This window comes from Lactiplantibacillus modestisalitolerans (genome assembly GCF_005405425.1).
Lineage (GTDB): Bacteria > Bacillota > Bacilli > Lactobacillales > Lactobacillaceae > Lactiplantibacillus > Lactiplantibacillus modestisalitolerans.
This window is the reverse complement of record NZ_BJEA01000003.1, coordinates 130364-147440: the sequence shown is the minus strand read 5'-3', so window position 1 is coordinate 147440 and position 17077 is coordinate 130364. Positions and strand designations below refer to the sequence as shown.

Genomic DNA, 17077 nt, shown 5'->3' with positions numbered 1-17077 from the left:
CTAAGCGGCTGTGACATAAGTCATAGCTGCTTGTGCGTTGCCACATGTTAATAGCCAAAACGTGCGCCAAACGTCAGCTGACGTTTGGCGCACTCTCTTTACTTATCTTCAGCTTGCGTTTTTAATGGGTGGCCGCCAGTAAGACTAACCACTGCCAATGACCGGGTCGCTGCCGATCACGCCAGTCAACCAGTATTAGTAAGCGTTTACGCGTTTTCATATCCAGCACCCCCCATTACGGTCAATCTAGCACGGAAACTGCCGTAATGGCGGGAAAATGACTTGATTTACCAGCTTACCAAATCTACTTAGCATGCAGAATGCCTGCGAATTTTATCAAACTATGCTATAACGAAGATGTACCATTAATTTGCTCAGTTAACGAATTTCTTTAGGAGGTCATCTAATGCAAGTTTATCAAGCAAAGCTCGTCTCTCTAAATGAACAGGCCATCGGTACCGCGGCCCACGGGTCAGCCGTATTAGTCGTTAACGGCGACCAACTCGTTGTCACAATTGAAATGTTCGATACCCCCGCTAATCAGCAACATTGGGAACACTTCCACGGTTTCCCTGATGGTCGGAGTGCGGCCATTGCTACGATGGCCCAGGATGCCAATCACGACGGCTTCGTCGACTTACCCGAAACCGAACCCGTTTCCGGGACTACGATGGTCCCCTTCAATGACCAGCCCGAAGCCATGGATATTCCTAATGACAAGTATCCGGTTGCGGATGCCAACGGACACTTTGCCTATACCAAGATCGTGCCGTTAGCGCAATTGTCCGCCGAATTCAAAAAGGCGTTTAACGATAGTGAACTGGACCTCGATAAGCGGGTCATTTACATTCACGGGGTCGCGCCCGAACTGGATTTACCAGCAACCGTTGCGGGTGCCGTTGGTCATTACGACCAACACGTCACTTTGCCAATCGCAGTTGGTAAAATTGAGGCGGTTCCGTTAGCTTAATTAAAACCATCCATTCAACTAATAACTCAAAGGGCCGGCGTAAGTAGTGAAACTACCTGCGGCGGCTTTTTTACTAGCTGCTTATTTTGGTGGTTCTGTATCAATTGGTGTTAATCTGCCGCCAGCAGCGGGTGTAACCGGGTGGCCATGAAACCTGACCCACATCTTCTGGTAAGGCTAATGAATTTTTTGAAAACTCAACTGGTATTTCTGTTATTGGAAGCATTCAAAAAGCGTTCCAAAACACTTACATCAAGTCGTTTCGGAACGCTTTGCGTTCGTTGGCATACCAACGATTCCCCTGTACGGGTTCTTATTAACTAATTAAATTACGCCTTCGATTCACTTGCCACCGTTAACGGGACGTCTAGCCGGGTCAAGTCAGCGTAGGTTTCACGCTTGACCACCAATTGACTCGCCCCGTCTTCACAAAAGACGACCGCTGGCCGCGGGTTGCGGTTGTAGTTGCTAGCCATTGAATACCCGTACGCGCCGGTGTCAAGGACCGCTAACACGTCGCCGGGTTCGGTTTGCGGCAGGGCCTGGTTCCAAATCAACATGTCACCCGACTCGCAATACTTACCGGCAATTGAGACCACCTGCTCGCTCGGTAACGTCGGGTTCTTGGCAAGAACCGCCTCGTACTTTGCTTGGTAGAGCGCAGGCCGGATATTATCACCCATCCCACCGTCAACGGCGAGGTACTTCCGAATTCCAGGAACGTCCTTAGACGCGCCCAACGTGTACAGCGTCGTCCCGGCCGTCGCGACCAGCGAACGCCCCGGCTCAATCCAAATTTCTAGCATTGGTACTTTTTTCGCCTTAGTTTGCACAATCGTTTCCTTGATAATGGCATCGACAAATTGGGTTGGCGCAAGCGGTTGGTCATCGGCAGTGTACTTAACGCCAAAACCGCCCCCCACGTTCATAATGCGCGGATAAAAGTCGAGCTCGGTCTGCCAACGGGCGAACACGCTAACCAACTTATCAACGATCATCTTGAAGCCGTCCAGCTCAAAAATCTGCGAACCAATGTGGCAGTGAATGCCAACCAGGTCCAAATTCGGGGCCGTCTGGGCGCGCTTGACCGCTTCATCCGCCTGACCACTATTCAGGTCGAAACCAAACTTCGAATCCTCCTGGCCAGTTGATACGTAGTCGTGCGTATGCGCAGAAATGCCGGGCGCAATCCGGAGCATGATTGTCGCTGATTGGTGGCGTTCACGCGTTAACCGGTCCAGCATCGCCAATTCATAAAAATTATCGACCATGATACACCCGACGCCCGCGTCTAGGGCCATTTTTAACTCGGCTTCGGACTTGTTATTGCCATGAAACGACACGTTCGCCATTGGAAAGCCCGCTTGTTGCGCCGTGTAAAGCTCACCACCCGAAACCACGTCACAGTGGATGCCAGCTGCCGCAATCAGCTGATACATTGCAACGGTCGCAAAGGCCTTGCTCGCATAACTAATTTGATACTTAATTTGATTTTCTTCAAATACCTGCTTGAATGCCGCAATCGACTGGCGAATCATGCCAGTATCATACACGTACAACGGCGTTTGGTACGTCGCTGCAAGTTCGAGGGTATCGACGCCCCCCACCGTTAAATGGTGGGCCTGATTAACCGCACTCGTCTTAATTTGCTCGTTCAAAATACAACCTCTCTCCCATGCGCACGCCAATTGTAAAAAAACCGGCCGAATGACGCGGGCCGGTTCTAACCGACAAAAATCGGTTAACTACTTTTGATCTGCTTCGTCGCTCTTTAAAACGCCGCCAACGCTGTAGCGGTTCTTCTGCATCTCACTTAAAATCACATGAACGTGTTCGGCCGGGGCACCAGTATTTTTACTGACGGCGTCGGTCACGTCCTTCACTAAACTTTTAAGTTGCGCCTGTGAACGACCGGCGATTAAATCAATGTGGACAATTGGCATAGACTTACGCTCCTCTTATTATTCTTATAGAATTTAATCATACTTTAATCTTTTAACTTTTGCAAGCTTTCCCGTTGCGCAGCCTGCTCACGCTCACTCATGAACGGTCCGACCGTATCGACCGTGTTCAAAATGTTAATCAGTGCGTGCTCATCCTGCTCACGCACCGCACCCTGTAAAGCATAGAGTTCGTAGCGACTAAGGACGACCATCAACGTTGCGTTGGGCACGCCAGAATAGGCGCCGTGCGAGTCGATGATGGTCACACCGCGTAAAATCGCGTGCTGAATCGCCCGGGCGACGGGTTGGGCCTTCGTCGTGACGATAATGGCCGTCAATTTTTGATGGCGCGTATGGAGCATGTCGACGAGCCTGGTCGAAGCGTAAATCGCCACGATCGTGAACAGCGCGTTTTGCCAACTGAACAGCACTCCGGCCATCATGATAATAGTGAAATTGGTAATAAACATTAAACTACCAACGGTGCGCCCGGTTAGCCGTTCTAAAACGAGGACGATGATGTCAAAGCCGCCAGTGGAAAAACCATAGCGCATCGTAATCCCAATGCCAACCCCCGTTAAAATACCGCCGAATAACGCGCCCAGCATGGCGTTGTGGGCAACGTTAATCACCGGGACTACCACGGTCGCAGCCGCCGTAAGGAAGGCGGTCGTAAAACTCATGATCGTGAAGCGGTGGCCCAGTTTGATCCACCCGAGCACCGCAATCGGTACGTTAAAGAGAAAGATGTAGTACCCAGTATTCACGTGAATTTCGACGGTGCGACCGCCAGCATAGAGCAACTGAGCAATCCCATTGACCCCACCGCTAAAGGTATCCGCTGGAATTAAAAAAGCGTTTAACGCGACCGCCGAGATTAATGCTGAAGCCACCATCACAACTAGTTGCCAGGCAAACGCCAACCGTGGATTTGAAAGATGCGCCATATTCAAGCCTTCTTTGTAAAATTATCATTGCCCTTTATTATACTTAAAAATCCCCATTCAACCATAGAAATGCTAAAATTAAGCATAGGAAATCATATTAATCATCAGTCCTATACTGAAGAAAGAAGGAACCCTATGCTGACGCATCAGTTTAATCCTTATTCCGCATGTACCAGTATTTTAGTTGGTAAAAATGCCAGTGCGGACGGTTCCACCATGATTGGTCGGAACGAAGACTCCCGGGCGGCGTGGGCCAAACGGTTTGTGATCCACCCCCACCAAGAGTTTGAACAGCCGCAGCAATTTGAATCGCAGGACGCTGACCATCCGTTTAAGATGACGCTACCTAAAATTCGGGCCCAGTACTCCGCAACTCCCGAATGGACTAGTCAATCCGGCCTGTTTGAAGAGGACGGTATCAACGAGTACGGCGTTGCGATGAGTGCCACTGAAAGTGCCTATTGTAATACTCGCGTTTTGGCCGCCGACCCCTACGTTCAAGACGGAATCGGGGAAGAAGCTATGGTGACGGTCACCTTACCTTATATTCATTCCGCTCAGGAAGGGGTCGAACGGCTCGGCCACATTATCGAGGAACACGGGACGTACGAAACAAACGGAATTCTCTTTAGTGATGAAGAAGAAGTTTGGTACATGGAAACCGGCGCGGGCCACTACTGGGTCGCACAACGGATTCCCGACGACGCCTACGCGGTGGTCGCCAACCAGTTAGCAATCCAGGAAATTGACTACGCTGACCACGAAAACTTCATGTACGCGAGTGGGATTCGGGATTTTGTATTAGACAACCAATTAGCTTCAATGGACAATGGTTTAAACTTTCGCGAAGTTTTTGGTACCGCCGATATTTCAGACCAACATTACAACACGCCCCGGGTCTGGTACGGGCAAAAGTACTTCACACCGACGTTAAACCACGGTCCAGAATCTTTTAACTTACCGTTTATTCAGCGGGCTAACCGGCTGATTCACGTGGACGAGGTTCAGCACTACCTAGCATCGCATTACGAAGGCACCCCGTACGACCCCGTTGGTCACGGGACGCCCGCGCAAAAGCACAGTTACCGGCCAATTAGCCTCGCAAAGACGCAGGAGTCGCACGTCCTACAAATTCGACCCGACCTGCCCGCGGCAACCCGCGGTATTCACTGGCTAGCCATGGGCGTTGCGGCCGAGAGCGTTTACGTGCCGTTTTACGCGAGTGCCACTGACACGCCGGCCGCCTACCAGGTCGCAACGAAGCAGTACGATCCCACCTCGGCGTACTGGATCTTTAAACACGCTGGTGTGCTGGTTGACGCGCACTATCACGCGTTGCACGGGGATTTACAGGCCGTGCAAAAGGCGGTTGCCATTCAACTGGGGCACCACCTGATCACAACCGACAAAGCCATTGCGGGCTTAACGGGCGCCGCCCTCACCGCGGCCCTGACGAAAGCCAATGACCAGGCGGCTGAACTCGCCCTGTCCGCTTTTCAGCGCTTAATTGCTGATTTAATTACCAAGAGTACTGATTTTTCGCCATTAAATTACGATACGGACTTAAACTTATAGGTTCGAACCTGAACCGCAACCACAAAAAACGATGACCACCGTTAATGGGGTCATCGTTTTTTATTTAGCGACGAGCTGAATGAAACGGCTCGCGGGCGCTTAGAGGTACTTTAAAAATAAATCAGGATGATTACGCAGTGATCGTCTTCACAGGATTACCCCCCGCATACGCGGGGAATACCACCCGCAGCAACTCCAAATCGGTAATTTTGTGGGGATCACCCCCGCATACGCAGGGAATACGCCTTGTATCTTAACCATACGTAACCATCGCCGGTATCACCCCCGCATACGCGGGGAATACCAGTATCAATGAACTTAAACACGGGCCAACCGAGGATCACCCCCGCATACGCGGGGAATACCTACATGATGCAGGCAAAGCAGAAGGAGGTAAGGGATCACCCCCGCATACGCGGGGAATACATTTCCGCGGCGATTTGACCGGCGCGCCGGAAAGGATCACCCCCGCATACGCGGGGAATACCTAGCCCCAAGCAGTTCAACTTCAAAACCACGAGGATCACCCCCGCATACGCGGGGAATACACTAAAAAAAGCCCGTAATATCAACGTTTTAATATTTCAATATTGGCGTTTTTTATTAAGTTGATCCGCACCCACATCCTTATTATACCGAAAGTAACCGCTTTATTAAGTTAAAATAACTAGAATTCTGAAAAAAATCTAACAACCTGAAGTCGATTCTTTAAATTACCTGATTTTAAGGGTCAACTTCAAAACATTACGTAAAACTAAAAAGGCCCTCACATTTGAGAGCCTTTCAAAATTACTATTTATTCTATAATCGCCGTTAAATCAGCGCCGCTACTGCGTATCCGACGTACTGATTACTGGCTGCGAGCCCTTCTCCGATATAATGGTGACCATCATATTGTTGATCAGCTGCAACTTCTTATCATCCGACAACCGCATCCCGGTGTCGTGCTCGATTCGCTTAATGGCTTCCTCAGTAATTGAGACCGCCCCTTCCACGATGACTTTGCGCGCCGACAAGATGGCCGTGGATTGTTGCCGCTGCAACATCGCGCTCGCAATTTCCGTGGCGTAAGCTAAATGGGTCAAACGCGTTTCAACGATTTCGACGCCAGCTACGTCCAAGCGTTCTTGCAATTCCTGCGTTAAGCGGTCCGAGACTTCGGTCGGGTTGCTCCGCAGGGTTTGCTGATCTTCGTCGTCAAACGTATCATAGGGGTATTCCGAAGCGACGTGGCGGATTGCCGATTCACTTTGAATCTCTACGAATTGTTCGTAATCGTCAACGGCAAAGAGCGCCATGCTCGTATCGACGACTTTGAAGACGATCACGGCGGCGATTTCGACGGGGTTCCCGCGTAAATCGTTAACTTTTAAAATGGCACTATTAAAATTGCGCACCCGCAATGAAATTGAAAATTTATTTGTTAACGGCACCGTCATGAATAAGCCGGAATCGCGAATCGTCCCAATGTACTTTCCAAAAAAGGTTAAAACGCGGGCCTCATTCGGACCAACAATCGTCAGCGAGCTTGCGCCTAGTCCGGCGATGATAATTAAAAGCGCCCCGACGAAAAGTTTGCCGAAGCTGTCCGTCGTGGCACCCGCCCAGCCAAGCCAGCCGCCAACGATGACGAATAAAATGGCTAACACCAGCCCAACGTAGCCGTTGATATGAAATACTTGTTTTTCCTTCAAACTAAAACGCCCCCTTTGCACCCAGTATAGCATACGTCTGGCAGTGGTTTCGACGCTCGGCCTCACGTGTGTCGGGGGACTGGCCGCGCCCGCGTTCCCACGTAGCCCGGCGGCAACGTTAGTGCACTTAACTGATAGCGCTGCGGGCCAACGGTTGCCTGCGTCAACGTCGGCAACGCCACTTCAACGCGGCGGGGAGCCCGGGTCAGTCCGCAGCCTTGTAGTTTCAAGATTGCCTCCTTCGCCGTCCATAGCCGCCACGCCAATAACTGGCGGTTTGCGGTTGGGCACCTTTTTAAAAACGCCCATTCACTGGCCGTAAACGCTCGCCGATAACGCGCCCAGTTAACGGGGCGCAACCGCTCAACGTCGATTCCAAGCGGGCCCGGCGCAACTGCAGCGACCACCAACGTTGCGGAGTGGCTCACACTCACCCCCAGCTGCGGCTGCGCGGGGACGTAGGGCTGGCCTAGCCGGTGATAGGCAACGGGAGTCGCCACCAACTGCCGCAAGAGTGCCCGCCCAACCGCGTGCTGCGTGCTGTGCTTTGCATCTTGCGCCCATTGCCACCGGACCCTCATCAGCTCAGGTGGACGCCCTTATCCACGTAAAGGACGTCACCAGTGACGCCACGCGCCAAATCGCTCATCAAGAAGGCCGCTACGTTGCCAATCTCGGCGGTTGTCACTGCGACTCCGTCTACCGTCATTGCTTCGGAACGCTTCAAGAGTTGGCGGTGCGCTTGGATTCCCGTTACAGCAAGGGTTTTGACCGCCCCAGCAGACAGCGCGTTAACGCGGACTCCCGCCGGACCTAAATCCCGTGCTAAGTAACGCACGCTGGCTTCTAAAGCCGCCTTGGCGACGCCCATCACGTTGTAGTTAGGAACCGCACGCTCTGAACCAAAGTAGGTCAAAGTCGCAATGCTCGCCCCGGGGCGTAAAAACGGCTTCGCCGCCCGCGCAACCGCAACCAGTGAGTAGGCACTAATATCCTGGGCCTGTGCATAGCTCGTCCGCGTCGTTTCCACAAAGGCGTTCGTTAACGCCGTTTTATCCGCGTACGCAATCGCGTGAATCAGACCATCAAGTGGGCCGTACTGTTCACCGATCGTTTGAAAGGCGCGTTGCACCTGCTGATCATCCGTGACGTCACATTCAATTAATGGCTGATCAGCATCAACGAAGCGCCACAGACTCTTTTTCAACCGTTCATTTTGATAGGTCAAAATTACTTGAGCGCCCTGCTGGATCAGCGCTTGCGTACAGCCCCACGCAATACTACGTTGGTTGGCGACTCCCATGACCACGATTGTTTTTCCCGTTAAAATTCCATCCATCATTCAATCCTCGTTTCATTTAAACTGCGCGTACCGGGCTTCCCGCCGCGCTAACCGTTCCTCGGTCGATAATTGTTGAAGCTGCTGAAAACATGTGTTCAGTTCAGTTGCCAAGTCCTGGCAATCTTGCTGGGTTTGCGGTTCCGGTATAATTCGCTCAACAATTCCGGTTGCCTTTAAATCCTGCGGCGTCAATTGCATTTTTTTCGCCGCAGCCGGAGCGCGCTTGGCATCTTTCCATAAAATCGAAGCGTAACCTTCCGGCGATAACACCGAATAGGTACTGTCGGCCGACGCCCACACCTGGTCGCCACAAGCCAGCGCCAACGCGCCCCCGCTACCACCTTCACCAACGAGTACACTCACCATTGGCACTGGCAAAGCTAAGCCCGTTGTCAGGCAGTCCGCAAGCGCGCGCCCCTGGCCCTGATATTCAGCCGTCACGCCCGGATAAGCCCCCGGCGTATTAATCAGGGCTAAAACCGGCCACTTCAACTGCGCTGCGAGTTGGTAGGCCCGCCGCACCTTGCGGTAGCCGATCGGCGTGGCACAGCCAAAGTGCCGCGCCTGATTTTCAGTTAAATTGGCGCCCTTACGAATCCCCACAATGACGACCGGGCCATCCGCTAAGCGGCCCAAGCCGGCCACTACCGCCGGATCATCACCGCGTTCCCGATCACCATGTAATTCAAACCAAGTACTTGTTAGCCCCGTAATTAAAGCGGTTAACTGCATTTTATCCGTTCGCCGAGCCGCTTGAACTTGCTGATAGGCCGTTCGTTTAACCATGGTGACCACCCCCAATCCGTAATAATTGCGCTAACCGCGGGCGCAATTCCGCACGGGGGACAATTTGGTCTAACCAGCCATTGGCCAGCAAGGTCTCAGCGCGCTGAAAGTCAGCCGGCGGCGTTTCATGAATGGTTTGTTCAATCACACGACGACCCGCAAAACCAATTAGCGCACGCGGCTCGCTTAAAATAACATCGCCCTGCATCGCAAAGCTGGCCGTGACGCCCCCAGTGGTCGGATCCGTCAAGATTGTAATATACAACAATCCTGCTTTCCGGTGTTTGTTAACCGCAACTGAAACTTTCGCCATCTGCATCAATGCCTGGGTCCCCTCCTGCATCCGGGCACCCCCAGACGCGGTGACGAGGACCACTGGTACCCGGCGCCGGCGACTATCCGCGAACAATCGGCAAATTTTTTCACCCGTGGTCACCCCCAGGCTGCCCATCATGAAATGCGCGTCCATGACGCCCAGACCAAACGCCTGCCCGGCTAAAACGGCCCGGCCGGTCACAATACTTTCCTTTAGCCCACTAGCGGCTTGCGCCTGAGCGATTTTTTGGCGGTACTGGGGCTCGTCAAAGCGCTTCGGTACGGTCAGCTCCCGGTCCAGTTCGTCAAATTGATCAGTCAATTGTTTGATTCGTTGCCAAGCTGGCAACCGCCAACCATAACCGCAATGCGGGCAAACCCGCAATGGGCCAAGCTCTTGCTGATAGCAAGTCGTTTTACAAACTGAGCATTGCTGCAACACTGCATCCGGAATATCAGCTTGCCGCCGATGTAGCTCCGCGGTCGTCGGTTGTCGAAATTTTTGTTTGGGCATCCAACCATCCTTTCATAAACTGAGTTTCAATCCCTTCGGTCGTATACTTAGCCGTTTGGACCAGCGGACTGCCAACTAGGTCGTGTAAAAAGCGCCGGTTCGTTTGTAGTCCGCTCAACTGTAACTCCGCTAAGCAACGCTGCATTTTTTGGCACACCCGTTGCCGGTCAGGACCGTGCACCACGATTTTGGCAATCATCGAATCATAAAACGGACTAATTAAGCTTCCCTGCACGATGCCAGCATCGATGCGCACGCCCAACGAACCAGTTGGTAATACCAATTTCTTGATGGTACCAGGCTGAGGGCGAAAGTCATGCTGCGGGTCTTCTGCGTTGAATCGACATTCCATGGCGACCCCGGTTAGCTGAACGTCTGCCTGCCGTAACGGTAGTGGCTGTCCAGCCGCAATCCGCACTTGTAACTTAATTAGCTCTAAGCCGGTCACCATCTCCGTCACCGGGTGCTCAACTTGTAAGCGGGTGTTCATCTCTAAAAAGTAAAAACGGCCCTGCTGATCCATTAAAAACTCAAAGGTACCCGTGTTTGTATACCCCAACCGTTTAGTTGTCGTCGCAACCAAGTTCAATAACCATTGCCGTTGCTTGGGCGTCACTAACGCACACGGGCTTTCCTCAATGATTTTTTGATGATGGCGTTGTAAAGAACAATCTCGTTCCGGTAGCGCCACCACGTGACCGAAGTGATCGGCCAAAACCTGAACCTCAACGTGCTTAACATTCGTTAAAATCTTTTCAACGTACAGCCGGTCATCTGAGTACGAAGCTCGGGCTTCCCGTTGTGCCGATTGAAAATTAGCGGACATGGCTTGCGCCGTCGTCACCGTTCGGATGCCCTTACCACCACCTCCAGCAGCCGCTTTGAGCATGACGGGATACCCCAATTGTTTGGCCACCGTTTCGGCTTCCGCTAAATTCGTTATAACCTGATGACTGCCTGGAATAACGGGAACTCCTAAACGGTGCATCGTTTCGCGGGCCGCTTCCTTATCACCCATCTTGGTAATCAGCGCTGCACTGGGGCCGATAAAAGTTAGGTGGCAAGCGGCACATAGCTCGGCAAAAGTTGCATTTTCAGATAAAAAACCGTACCCCGGATGAATCGCTTGACAGCCGGTCAAATTAGCCGCACTAATAATTGCTTGCATATTCAAATATGACGCGGTTACTGGATTGGGGCCAATGCAAACAGCTTCGTCTGCTAGCCGAACGGCCGGACTATCCTGATCAGCCGGGGTATAAACGGCGACCGCTTGAATGTTAAGTTCGTGTAGTGCCCGGATAATTTGCACGGCAATCTCGCCGCGGTTGGCCACTAACACCTTCGTAAACCGTTTCGTCTTCACTATCACGATTCCTCCCTTAAGTTTGAATGGCAAACCGGAGCTCCGCCGTCGCAATTAGCTGACCAGCTCGCCGGAGCTCACCATGCCCACTTCCAATTTGGCGACGAAGCTTGGTCAATTGAACGCTGGCCGTTAGCACGTCCCCTGGATGAGCATCTTCATAAAAAGTGGCAGTCTGAACGCCTCCTAAGAAAACGTTTTGACCGTTTTCAGTTGCTGCTAAAATGGCAGCAGCGCCAGTTTGGGCCAACATTTCAATCATCAGGGGGCGTGGTACCCGTTTAGGCGCTTCAGCATTTCGATCAAAGTACCAATCGTTGATTGTCACTAACTTCGTCGCCGTTGCGCCTCCGCCAGGCTCCAAATCAAGTAACCGGTCAATGAGTTGAAATGGCGGCCGCTGGGGAATTAATTGATCAATGGTTGGCATGGCTAATCCTCCTCAATTTCAAACAGGGGTTCCGCATACTCGACCATGGCCGCATTTTGAACGAAGATCCGTTTAATCGTGCCACTGACCGGGCTGGGAACCTCGTTAATCAACTTCATCGCTTCGATGACGCAAACTGTCTGACCGCGCTTAACGTGCGTCCCAACTTGGACAAACGGGGCCTGGTCTGGCTTAGGCGCTAAGTAGGCCACCCCAACGAGCGGGGCCGTAACCTTAGTGGCCGACGCCGCCACGGTCGGGGCTGCTGCGGTCGGAACTTTCGTCGTGACCGCAGACTTTCCAGCCGCCAAAGCCGAACTGACTGGTTGCGGTTCATCCTTTTTATTCAAATGCAGTTCATAGTCCGCCGTTTTAACGGTTAACACCTGCGCACTCGACGCGTTAAACGTCTCAATCAGCGTCGTCATCGTCTTTAATTCCGTTGCGTCCATGTTCCTAATCCCACCTTTGAAAAGCTAACACCGCGTTGTGACCGCCAAAGCCAAACGAGTTACTTAACGCGTAGCGGCTTGGCTGGCTCGCGTTTGCTGGTGTCACCAAATTAACCGGACAAGCCGGATCTTGCTCAATTACACCCACGTTGACTGGCAACTGTTGTCGCTGCAAGGCGCCAATCGTCGCAACCGCTTCAATCGCGCCGGCAGCTCCTAGCAAGTGGCCCGTCATCCCCTTGGTGCTACTAACCCGAACGTTCGTGCCGAACAGGTCGCGAATCGCCCGCGCTTCCGCCTCATCATTAGCATGGGTGGCCGTTCCGTGCGCATTAATATAATCCACGTCTGCCGGGGTAATTGCGGCTTCCGCGACCGCCTGCTGCATTGCCCGCCGTGCGCCGGCACCATCCGGCCGCGGCGCCGTCATGTGATAAGCATCACTGGTCGTCCCGTAGCCCACAATTTCAGCTAAAATCTTAGCACCGCGGGCCTGGGCATGACTGAGGGTTTCGAGTACCAAGCTCGCGCCCCCTTCACCCATTACGAAACCCGAACGCTGTTTATCAAACGGTTGCGAGGCCCGTTCAGGATCAGCTACTTTCGAAAGGGCCGTTAGAGACGCAAACCCCGCAATTCCAATTTCATTAACGGAGGCCTCGGCGCCACCACTAATCATCACGTCCGCTTTGCCTTGGCGCAGATACTCAAAAGCATCGCCAATCGCGTTGGTTCCAGACGCGCAGGCCGTAACAATGGCTTGACTCGTATTTTGGGCGTTAAATGCCATTGCAATGTTACCCGCCACCATGTTAATGATCGAATTTGGGACGAACAGCGGCGATACCCGTCGTGGTCCCTTATCGTGCATCTTAATAACTTGCGCTTCAATGGTCGTTAAACCGCCAATTCCGGACCCATAAATGACGCCTAAGCGAGTTGGATCAACGTTGGCTTCATTTAAACCGGCCTGATTCATTGCTTCACTAGCACTGTACAGACCGTAAACGGAGAATAAATCCAACCGGTTAGCTAATTTCTTAGCCAGCCACTTTTCTGGCTGCAAAGCCTTAACTTCGCCCGCAACCGTAACGCCGGTCGCTTGGGCGTCAAATTTCGTAATCGGGGCCAAACCACAATGGCCCGCCAGCAATTCATCTATAAACGTTTGAGCATCGTTACCAAGGGGCGTAACCGCACCCATTCCGGTAACAACGACGCGTTCTTGTTGCATGGTTGCTTCATTCCTTTCAGTGTTACATTGTCATGCCACCATCAACCGTTAACACCTGCCCCGTTAAATAGGGCTGGTGTAATAAAAAGTCAATGGCCGTCGCAATTTCTTCCGGTTGGCCAAACCGCTTTAACGGAATTTCTGTTAAAGTTTGCTGCCGAATCGCTTCCGGCAGCGCATCGGTCATAGCCGTTGCAATCATCCCTGGCGCCACCGCGTTGCACCGAACCTGCCGACGAGCGCCTTCCCGCGCAACGGTTTTTGTCAACCCAACTAAGCCGGCCTTACTAGCTGCATAATTAGCTTGCCCGACGTTGCCATGACTCCCAATTACGCTGGCGACGTTCACGATTGCGCCACTTCGTTGCCGAAGCATTTGCTTCAAAGTTGGCTTTAAAACGTTGAACGCCCCCACTAAATTCGTCTGTAGAACGGCCATAAAATCAGTCGTTGACATCCGCATCACTAACTGATCACGGGTAATCCCCGCATTATTAACAAGCCCATCGATTCGCCCATGGCGCGCAATGGTTTCGTTAACCAGCTGTTCGGCCTGCTTAGCATCGCCAACGTCGGCCACCAACTGACTAATATTGGGATAAATCGCAGTCAGCGCGGCCCAGTGCTCAGTCACAATTGGCCGATGAACGTTCATGACCACGTGTTCCGCTTGGGGTGCTAACCGTTGCACGGTTGCCAGTCCAATCCCCTTAGCCGCACCGGTCACCAAGTAAACGGGGCGCTTATTCGTCATTCAAGGCACCTCCCAATTGCGATTGGACTCGTTGCCAATCTTCGAAACTGGCAATTCGCATCACCCGGACGTCCGTTAACGCGCGCCGCGCTAATTTAGCTAGGGCCGTTCCCGGACCTAATTGAATGACCGTTGTCACGTTACGAGCGGCTAGCGTCTGTAAGCAATCCCCAAAATGGGTGGGGTGCGTTAGTTGCTCAACTAACGTGGCCTTAAGGCTCTGCGCATCAAACGGTTGCACCGTCGTATCACTAATTACCGGGATTTGCGGTTCGCGAACGTTCAAAAAGTTCAAACGTTTGGCGAGGGCCTCCGCCGCTGGTTGCATGAGCGGCGTATGGGAAGCAACCGTCAGCGTTAGCGGTACCACGTGTTTAACCCCCTGCGCCTTTAAAAACGTACTAGCCGCCTCAACGGCCGCGGCGTCACCACCAATCACCGTTTCCGTCGGCGAATTATAATTAGCGGGACAGACGGTGCCACGTGAACTAGCAGCCTGACAAGCTTGTTGAATAAGTTCGGGCGTGGCCCCCAAGACGGCGGCCATTGAACCGGGACGTTGTAAACCTGCCCGTTGCATATACCGCGCACGCTCCGCAACGATTTTGATACCATCCGTCAAACTGATGGCCCCCGCCGCCATTAGTGCACTATAAGCCCCTAAACTGAGTCCACTCATCACTTGGGGGGTGCCTCCCTTCATTGTGACTAATTTAAATAATGCCAAGTTCATCGCGGTAATCGCTACCGGTACCCTAGTGGCATCGGCTACCCACTCGTCATCAACTTGTAAAGACCATTTCAGCTGAGTGTCAATTCGATCGATGACCGCTCGGTACACCGGTTCGTGTGCGTACAACTGCGCCCCCATCCCAGCAGTCGCTTGACCCTGGCCACTAAAAATGATTGCGGTTGTCATTATTTCGCCTCGCGATCCGGTAAGTGGGTTGCCACGTATTGAACTAAATCACCAACCGTAGCCAGCTTGTCATCAGTTTCAATCTCAATGTCAAATTGATCTTCAAGCTGATCAATGACTTCAAACACGTCCAAACTGTCTAAGTCTAAATCCTCAGTAAAATTAGTATTCATCGTGATTTTTTCCGTTGCAACGTCCAATTGATCACTCATTAGTGCTTTAACGTCGTTAAAAATTTGTTCAGTTGTCATGGTTAATTCCTCCAATAAATTGCTAAAATTATTTTTTCTAAACTTAAAACTCAATGACGACACTACCAACTGATAGACCGCCACCAAAGCCGCTAAAAACGACTTTGTCACCGCGCTTGATTGCACCCTGGGCCATCAATTCCGCAAATAAGATGGGCTCACTCGCTGCCGCCGTATTGCCATATTGCGCAATATTGATTGGGCATTGGCTAGCTGCTAAGTCTAATTTTCGCGCCACACTCTTAATGATTCTGGCATTTGCCTGATGCAGGACGTACTGCTGAACCTGTTCCGGGGCAACGCCAGCGGCCATTAACGCCCGTTGAATTGAATCAGGCACGCGCTTAGTCGCAAAGTCATAAACCCGGCGCCCGTCCATTTGAAACGCCCACTTTAATTCAGCTGAAGCCGTTTGCCAGGGATTCACCTGCGGAAACTGGCCGGCCTGTAAGTAATGACCTAGGCGTCCTTCCGTAGCAAAGTGGTCACCTAGCCAATGCCCCGGACCAGCTTTAGACCGGTGGACGACCACGCCCCCCGCACCATCGCCAAATAACACGGCGGTTCGGCGGTCGTGCCAATCTACTAGGCGACTCAACGTTTCACTTCCAATGAGTAACGCAGTCTGGCCAACTCCTAACATCTGGTGGACGACCTGCAAGCCGTATACGAACCCGGCGCACGCGGCGTTAATGTCAAAAGCCACTGCGTTCTCCGCGCCTAGTGCGGCTTGCACCTGGGTCGCGGTTGCGGGGGTTAGTTGATCCGGTGACATGGTTGCCACCACGATTAGATCCACGTCCCGCGCTGCCAGCCGTGCATTAGCTAGCAGCTGACGGCCCACCGCAACGGCCAAACTGGTCGTCGTTTCAGTAGTCGCAACGTGTCGCTGCTGAATCCCCGTCCGTTGCGTGATCCACTCGTCGGACGTTTCAAGCCAGTTAGTCAACTGCACGTTAGGCAATACTTTTGCGGGAACTGCGGCCGCACTGGCCGTAATTGTAAATGTTGCTGTCATGCTTTAAGCAACGGGGAAAAATTCGCCCAAACGCGCCCCCGCTGCGTGCACCACCTTTCTAATCAGTTGTTGCCTTGGGATTGACAATAAACGTCAGCTCAGTTTCGCAGGCTACTTTATCGCCAACCAACGCTTGACAACTGACGATGCCCATGTTGGCTCGCTGCTTTTCAAATTGAACGTGCAGTTTTAAAACGTCGCCGGGCCGCACGATTTGACGAAACTTGGCCCGCTTAATCGCACCCAAGTAGGCCGTCTGCCCTTTAAATTGCGCCGATTTTAAAATTAAAATTGATGCGGCTTGTGCGAGCGCCTCAATAATTAAAACGCCCGGCATTACCGGGTTCCCCGGGAAATGCCCCTGAAAAAAAGACTCGTTGATCGTGACGTTCTTAGTAACCACGATGGCTTCTCCCGGCGTTAGTTCGTCGACCCGATCCATAAATAAAATCGGGTAACGGTTTGGTATTAATTGCATAATTTCACTTGCTTCTAAAACACTCATTGCTTAGCGCTCCTTTCGTGGCGTTTGGGAATGGCATTAAGTTATCCGTTGACCAAAAAGTT

19 protein-coding genes and 1 CRISPR repeat array are annotated in these 17077 nt (G+C 52.2%); of the genes, 2 read left to right on the top strand and 17 right to left on the bottom strand.

Translation table 11 applies throughout. The features are described 5' to 3' along the window. Positions 1–406 precede the first annotated feature (406 nt). Complete coding sequence (locus tag FFM79_RS02410) at positions 407–970, top strand: hypothetical protein (protein WP_137641871.1); 564 nt, start codon at positions 407–409, stop codon at positions 968–970. Between the two features lie 329 nt (positions 971–1299). On the opposite strand, the gene lysA is transcribed toward FFM79_RS02410, so the two are convergent. The 3 genes from lysA to FFM79_RS02395 form a co-directional block, all read right to left on the bottom strand. Next, positions 1300–2628 carry a diaminopimelate decarboxylase gene (lysA, locus tag FFM79_RS02405; RefSeq protein WP_137641870.1) on the bottom strand — a complete coding sequence of 443 codons (1329 nt, stop codon included), beginning with the start codon at positions 2626–2628 and terminating at the stop codon, positions 1300–1302. 87 nt (positions 2629–2715) lie between these two features. After that, the gene (gene thmT / locus FFM79_RS02400; protein WP_137641869.1) at positions 2716–2913 is read right to left on the bottom strand and encodes a 2-hydroxymuconate tautomerase; all 198 of its coding nucleotides are present in this window, start codon (positions 2911–2913) and stop codon (positions 2716–2718) included. A 44-nt stretch (positions 2914–2957) separates the two neighbouring features. Continuing rightward, positions 2958–3860, bottom strand: coding sequence for a YitT family protein (locus FFM79_RS02395; protein ID WP_137641868.1), 903 nt, complete (start codon positions 3858–3860; stop codon positions 2958–2960). A 135-nt stretch (positions 3861–3995) separates the two neighbouring features. On the opposite strand from FFM79_RS02395, the gene FFM79_RS02390 reads away from it, so the two are divergent. Further along, on the top strand, positions 3996–5435 hold the full coding sequence (locus FFM79_RS02390) for a C69 family dipeptidase (protein WP_137641867.1): 1440 nt from the start codon (positions 3996–3998) through the stop codon (positions 5433–5435). A 153-nt stretch (positions 5436–5588) separates the two neighbouring features. Then, positions 5589–5983: a CRISPR direct-repeat array (repeat unit 28 nt; unit sequence GGATCACCCCCGCATACGCGGGGAATAC). Between the two features lie 279 nt (positions 5984–6262). Here the strand turns inward: FFM79_RS02390 and FFM79_RS02385 are convergent. From FFM79_RS02385 to fabZ, 14 genes are all read right to left on the bottom strand, one after another. Then, entirely contained in the window at positions 6263–7129 is an 867-nt protein-coding gene (locus FFM79_RS02385; RefSeq protein WP_137641866.1) for an SPFH domain-containing protein, read from the bottom strand. A gap of 62 nt (positions 7130–7191) precedes the next feature. Continuing rightward, positions 7192–7710 carry a 4'-phosphopantetheinyl transferase family protein gene (locus FFM79_RS02380; RefSeq protein WP_137641865.1) on the bottom strand — a complete coding sequence of 173 codons (519 nt, stop codon included), beginning with the start codon at positions 7708–7710 and terminating at the stop codon, positions 7192–7194. Continuing rightward, a complete protein-coding gene (fabI, locus tag FFM79_RS02375) occupies positions 7710–8468 on the bottom strand; it encodes an enoyl-ACP reductase FabI (RefSeq protein WP_137641936.1) in 759 nt (252 codons plus the stop codon). The genes FFM79_RS02380 and fabI overlap by 1 nt, the downstream gene beginning before the upstream one ends. Positions 8469–8483: 15 nt before the next feature. Further along, the gene (locus FFM79_RS02370; RefSeq protein WP_137641864.1) at positions 8484–9257 is read right to left on the bottom strand and encodes a carboxyl transferase domain-containing protein; all 774 of its coding nucleotides are present in this window, start codon (positions 9255–9257) and stop codon (positions 8484–8486) included. Beyond that, positions 9250–10086, bottom strand: a complete 837-nt coding sequence (locus tag FFM79_RS02365; RefSeq protein ID WP_137641863.1) for an acetyl-CoA carboxylase carboxyltransferase subunit beta — start codon at positions 10084–10086, stop codon at positions 9250–9252. Before FFM79_RS02365 ends, FFM79_RS02370 begins: the two co-directional genes overlap by 8 nt. After that, entirely contained in the window at positions 10028–11452 is a 1425-nt protein-coding gene (locus FFM79_RS02360) for an acetyl-CoA carboxylase biotin carboxylase subunit (protein WP_225424356.1), read from the bottom strand. Before FFM79_RS02360 ends, FFM79_RS02365 begins: the two co-directional genes overlap by 59 nt. Positions 11453–11468: 16 nt before the next feature. Further along, positions 11469–11882: a 3-hydroxyacyl-ACP dehydratase FabZ family protein gene (locus FFM79_RS02355; protein ID WP_137641862.1), complete on the bottom strand. Its 414-nt coding sequence runs from the start codon at positions 11880–11882 to the stop codon at positions 11469–11471. Positions 11883–11884: 2 nt separating this feature from the next. Next, positions 11885–12334: an acetyl-CoA carboxylase biotin carboxyl carrier protein gene (locus FFM79_RS02350; RefSeq protein ID WP_137641861.1), complete on the bottom strand. Its 450-nt coding sequence runs from the start codon at positions 12332–12334 to the stop codon at positions 11885–11887. A gap of 4 nt (positions 12335–12338) precedes the next feature. Then, positions 12339–13568, bottom strand: coding sequence for a beta-ketoacyl-ACP synthase II (gene fabF, locus FFM79_RS02345; protein ID WP_137641860.1), 1230 nt, complete (start codon positions 13566–13568; stop codon positions 12339–12341). A gap of 22 nt (positions 13569–13590) precedes the next feature. Further along, positions 13591–14322 (bottom strand): 3-oxoacyl-ACP reductase FabG, encoded by a 732-nt coding sequence (gene fabG / locus FFM79_RS02340; protein WP_137641859.1) that lies wholly within the window; start codon positions 14320–14322, stop codon positions 13591–13593. After that, positions 14312–15241, bottom strand: coding sequence for an ACP S-malonyltransferase (locus FFM79_RS02335; protein WP_137641858.1), 930 nt, complete (start codon positions 15239–15241; stop codon positions 14312–14314). The genes fabG and FFM79_RS02335 overlap by 11 nt, the downstream gene beginning before the upstream one ends. Beyond that, entirely contained in the window at positions 15241–15492 is a 252-nt protein-coding gene (acpP, locus tag FFM79_RS02330; RefSeq protein ID WP_137641857.1) for an acyl carrier protein, read from the bottom strand. The genes FFM79_RS02335 and acpP overlap by 1 nt, the downstream gene beginning before the upstream one ends. A gap of 43 nt (positions 15493–15535) precedes the next feature. Further along, the gene (locus tag FFM79_RS02325) at positions 15536–16510 is read right to left on the bottom strand and encodes a beta-ketoacyl-ACP synthase III (RefSeq protein WP_137641856.1); all 975 of its coding nucleotides are present in this window, start codon (positions 16508–16510) and stop codon (positions 15536–15538) included. A gap of 58 nt (positions 16511–16568) precedes the next feature. After that, complete coding sequence (gene fabZ / locus FFM79_RS02320) at positions 16569–17015, bottom strand: 3-hydroxyacyl-ACP dehydratase FabZ (RefSeq protein ID WP_137641855.1); 447 nt, start codon at positions 17013–17015, stop codon at positions 16569–16571. Between the last annotated feature and the right edge of the window lie 62 nt (positions 17016–17077).

What these genes read in the sequence shown, in the direction of transcription:
- FFM79_RS02410 (WP_137641871.1), top strand. Translation starts at nt 407, where the DNA reads ATGCAAGTTTATCAAGCAAAGCTCGTCTCTCTAAATGAACAGGCCATC.
- thmT (WP_137641869.1), bottom strand. Translation starts at nt 2,913, where the DNA reads ATGCCAATTGTCCACATTGATTTAATCGCCGGTCGTTCACAGGCGCAA.
- FFM79_RS02395 (WP_137641868.1), bottom strand. Translation starts at nt 3,860, where the DNA reads ATGGCGCATCTTTCAAATCCACGGTTGGCGTTTGCCTGGCAACTAGTT.
- FFM79_RS02390 (WP_137641867.1), top strand. Translation starts at nt 3,996, where the DNA reads ATGCTGACGCATCAGTTTAATCCTTATTCCGCATGTACCAGTATTTTA.
- FFM79_RS02380 (WP_137641865.1), bottom strand. Translation starts at nt 7,710, where the DNA reads ATGAGGGTCCGGTGGCAATGGGCGCAAGATGCAAAGCACAGCACGCAG.
- fabI (WP_137641936.1), bottom strand. Translation starts at nt 8,468, where the DNA reads ATGGATGGAATTTTAACGGGAAAAACAATCGTGGTCATGGGAGTCGCC.
- FFM79_RS02370 (WP_137641864.1), bottom strand. Translation starts at nt 9,257, where the DNA reads ATGGTTAAACGAACGGCCTATCAGCAAGTTCAAGCGGCTCGGCGAACG.
- FFM79_RS02365 (WP_137641863.1), bottom strand. Translation starts at nt 10,086, where the DNA reads ATGCCCAAACAAAAATTTCGACAACCGACGACCGCGGAGCTACATCGG.
- FFM79_RS02355 (WP_137641862.1), bottom strand. Translation starts at nt 11,882, where the DNA reads ATGCCAACCATTGATCAATTAATTCCCCAGCGGCCGCCATTTCAACTC.
- FFM79_RS02350 (WP_137641861.1), bottom strand. Translation starts at nt 12,334, where the DNA reads ATGGACGCAACGGAATTAAAGACGATGACGACGCTGATTGAGACGTTT.
- fabF (WP_137641860.1), bottom strand. Translation starts at nt 13,568, where the DNA reads ATGCAACAAGAACGCGTCGTTGTTACCGGAATGGGTGCGGTTACGCCC.
- fabG (WP_137641859.1), bottom strand. Translation starts at nt 14,322, where the DNA reads ATGACGAATAAGCGCCCCGTTTACTTGGTGACCGGTGCGGCTAAGGGG.
- FFM79_RS02335 (WP_137641858.1), bottom strand. Translation starts at nt 15,241, where the DNA reads ATGACAACCGCAATCATTTTTAGTGGCCAGGGTCAAGCGACTGCTGGG.
- acpP (WP_137641857.1), bottom strand. Translation starts at nt 15,492, where the DNA reads ATGACAACTGAACAAATTTTTAACGACGTTAAAGCACTAATGAGTGAT.
- FFM79_RS02325 (WP_137641856.1), bottom strand. Translation starts at nt 16,510, where the DNA reads ATGACAGCAACATTTACAATTACGGCCAGTGCGGCCGCAGTTCCCGCA.
- fabZ (WP_137641855.1), bottom strand. Translation starts at nt 17,015, where the DNA reads ATGAGTGTTTTAGAAGCAAGTGAAATTATGCAATTAATACCAAACCGT.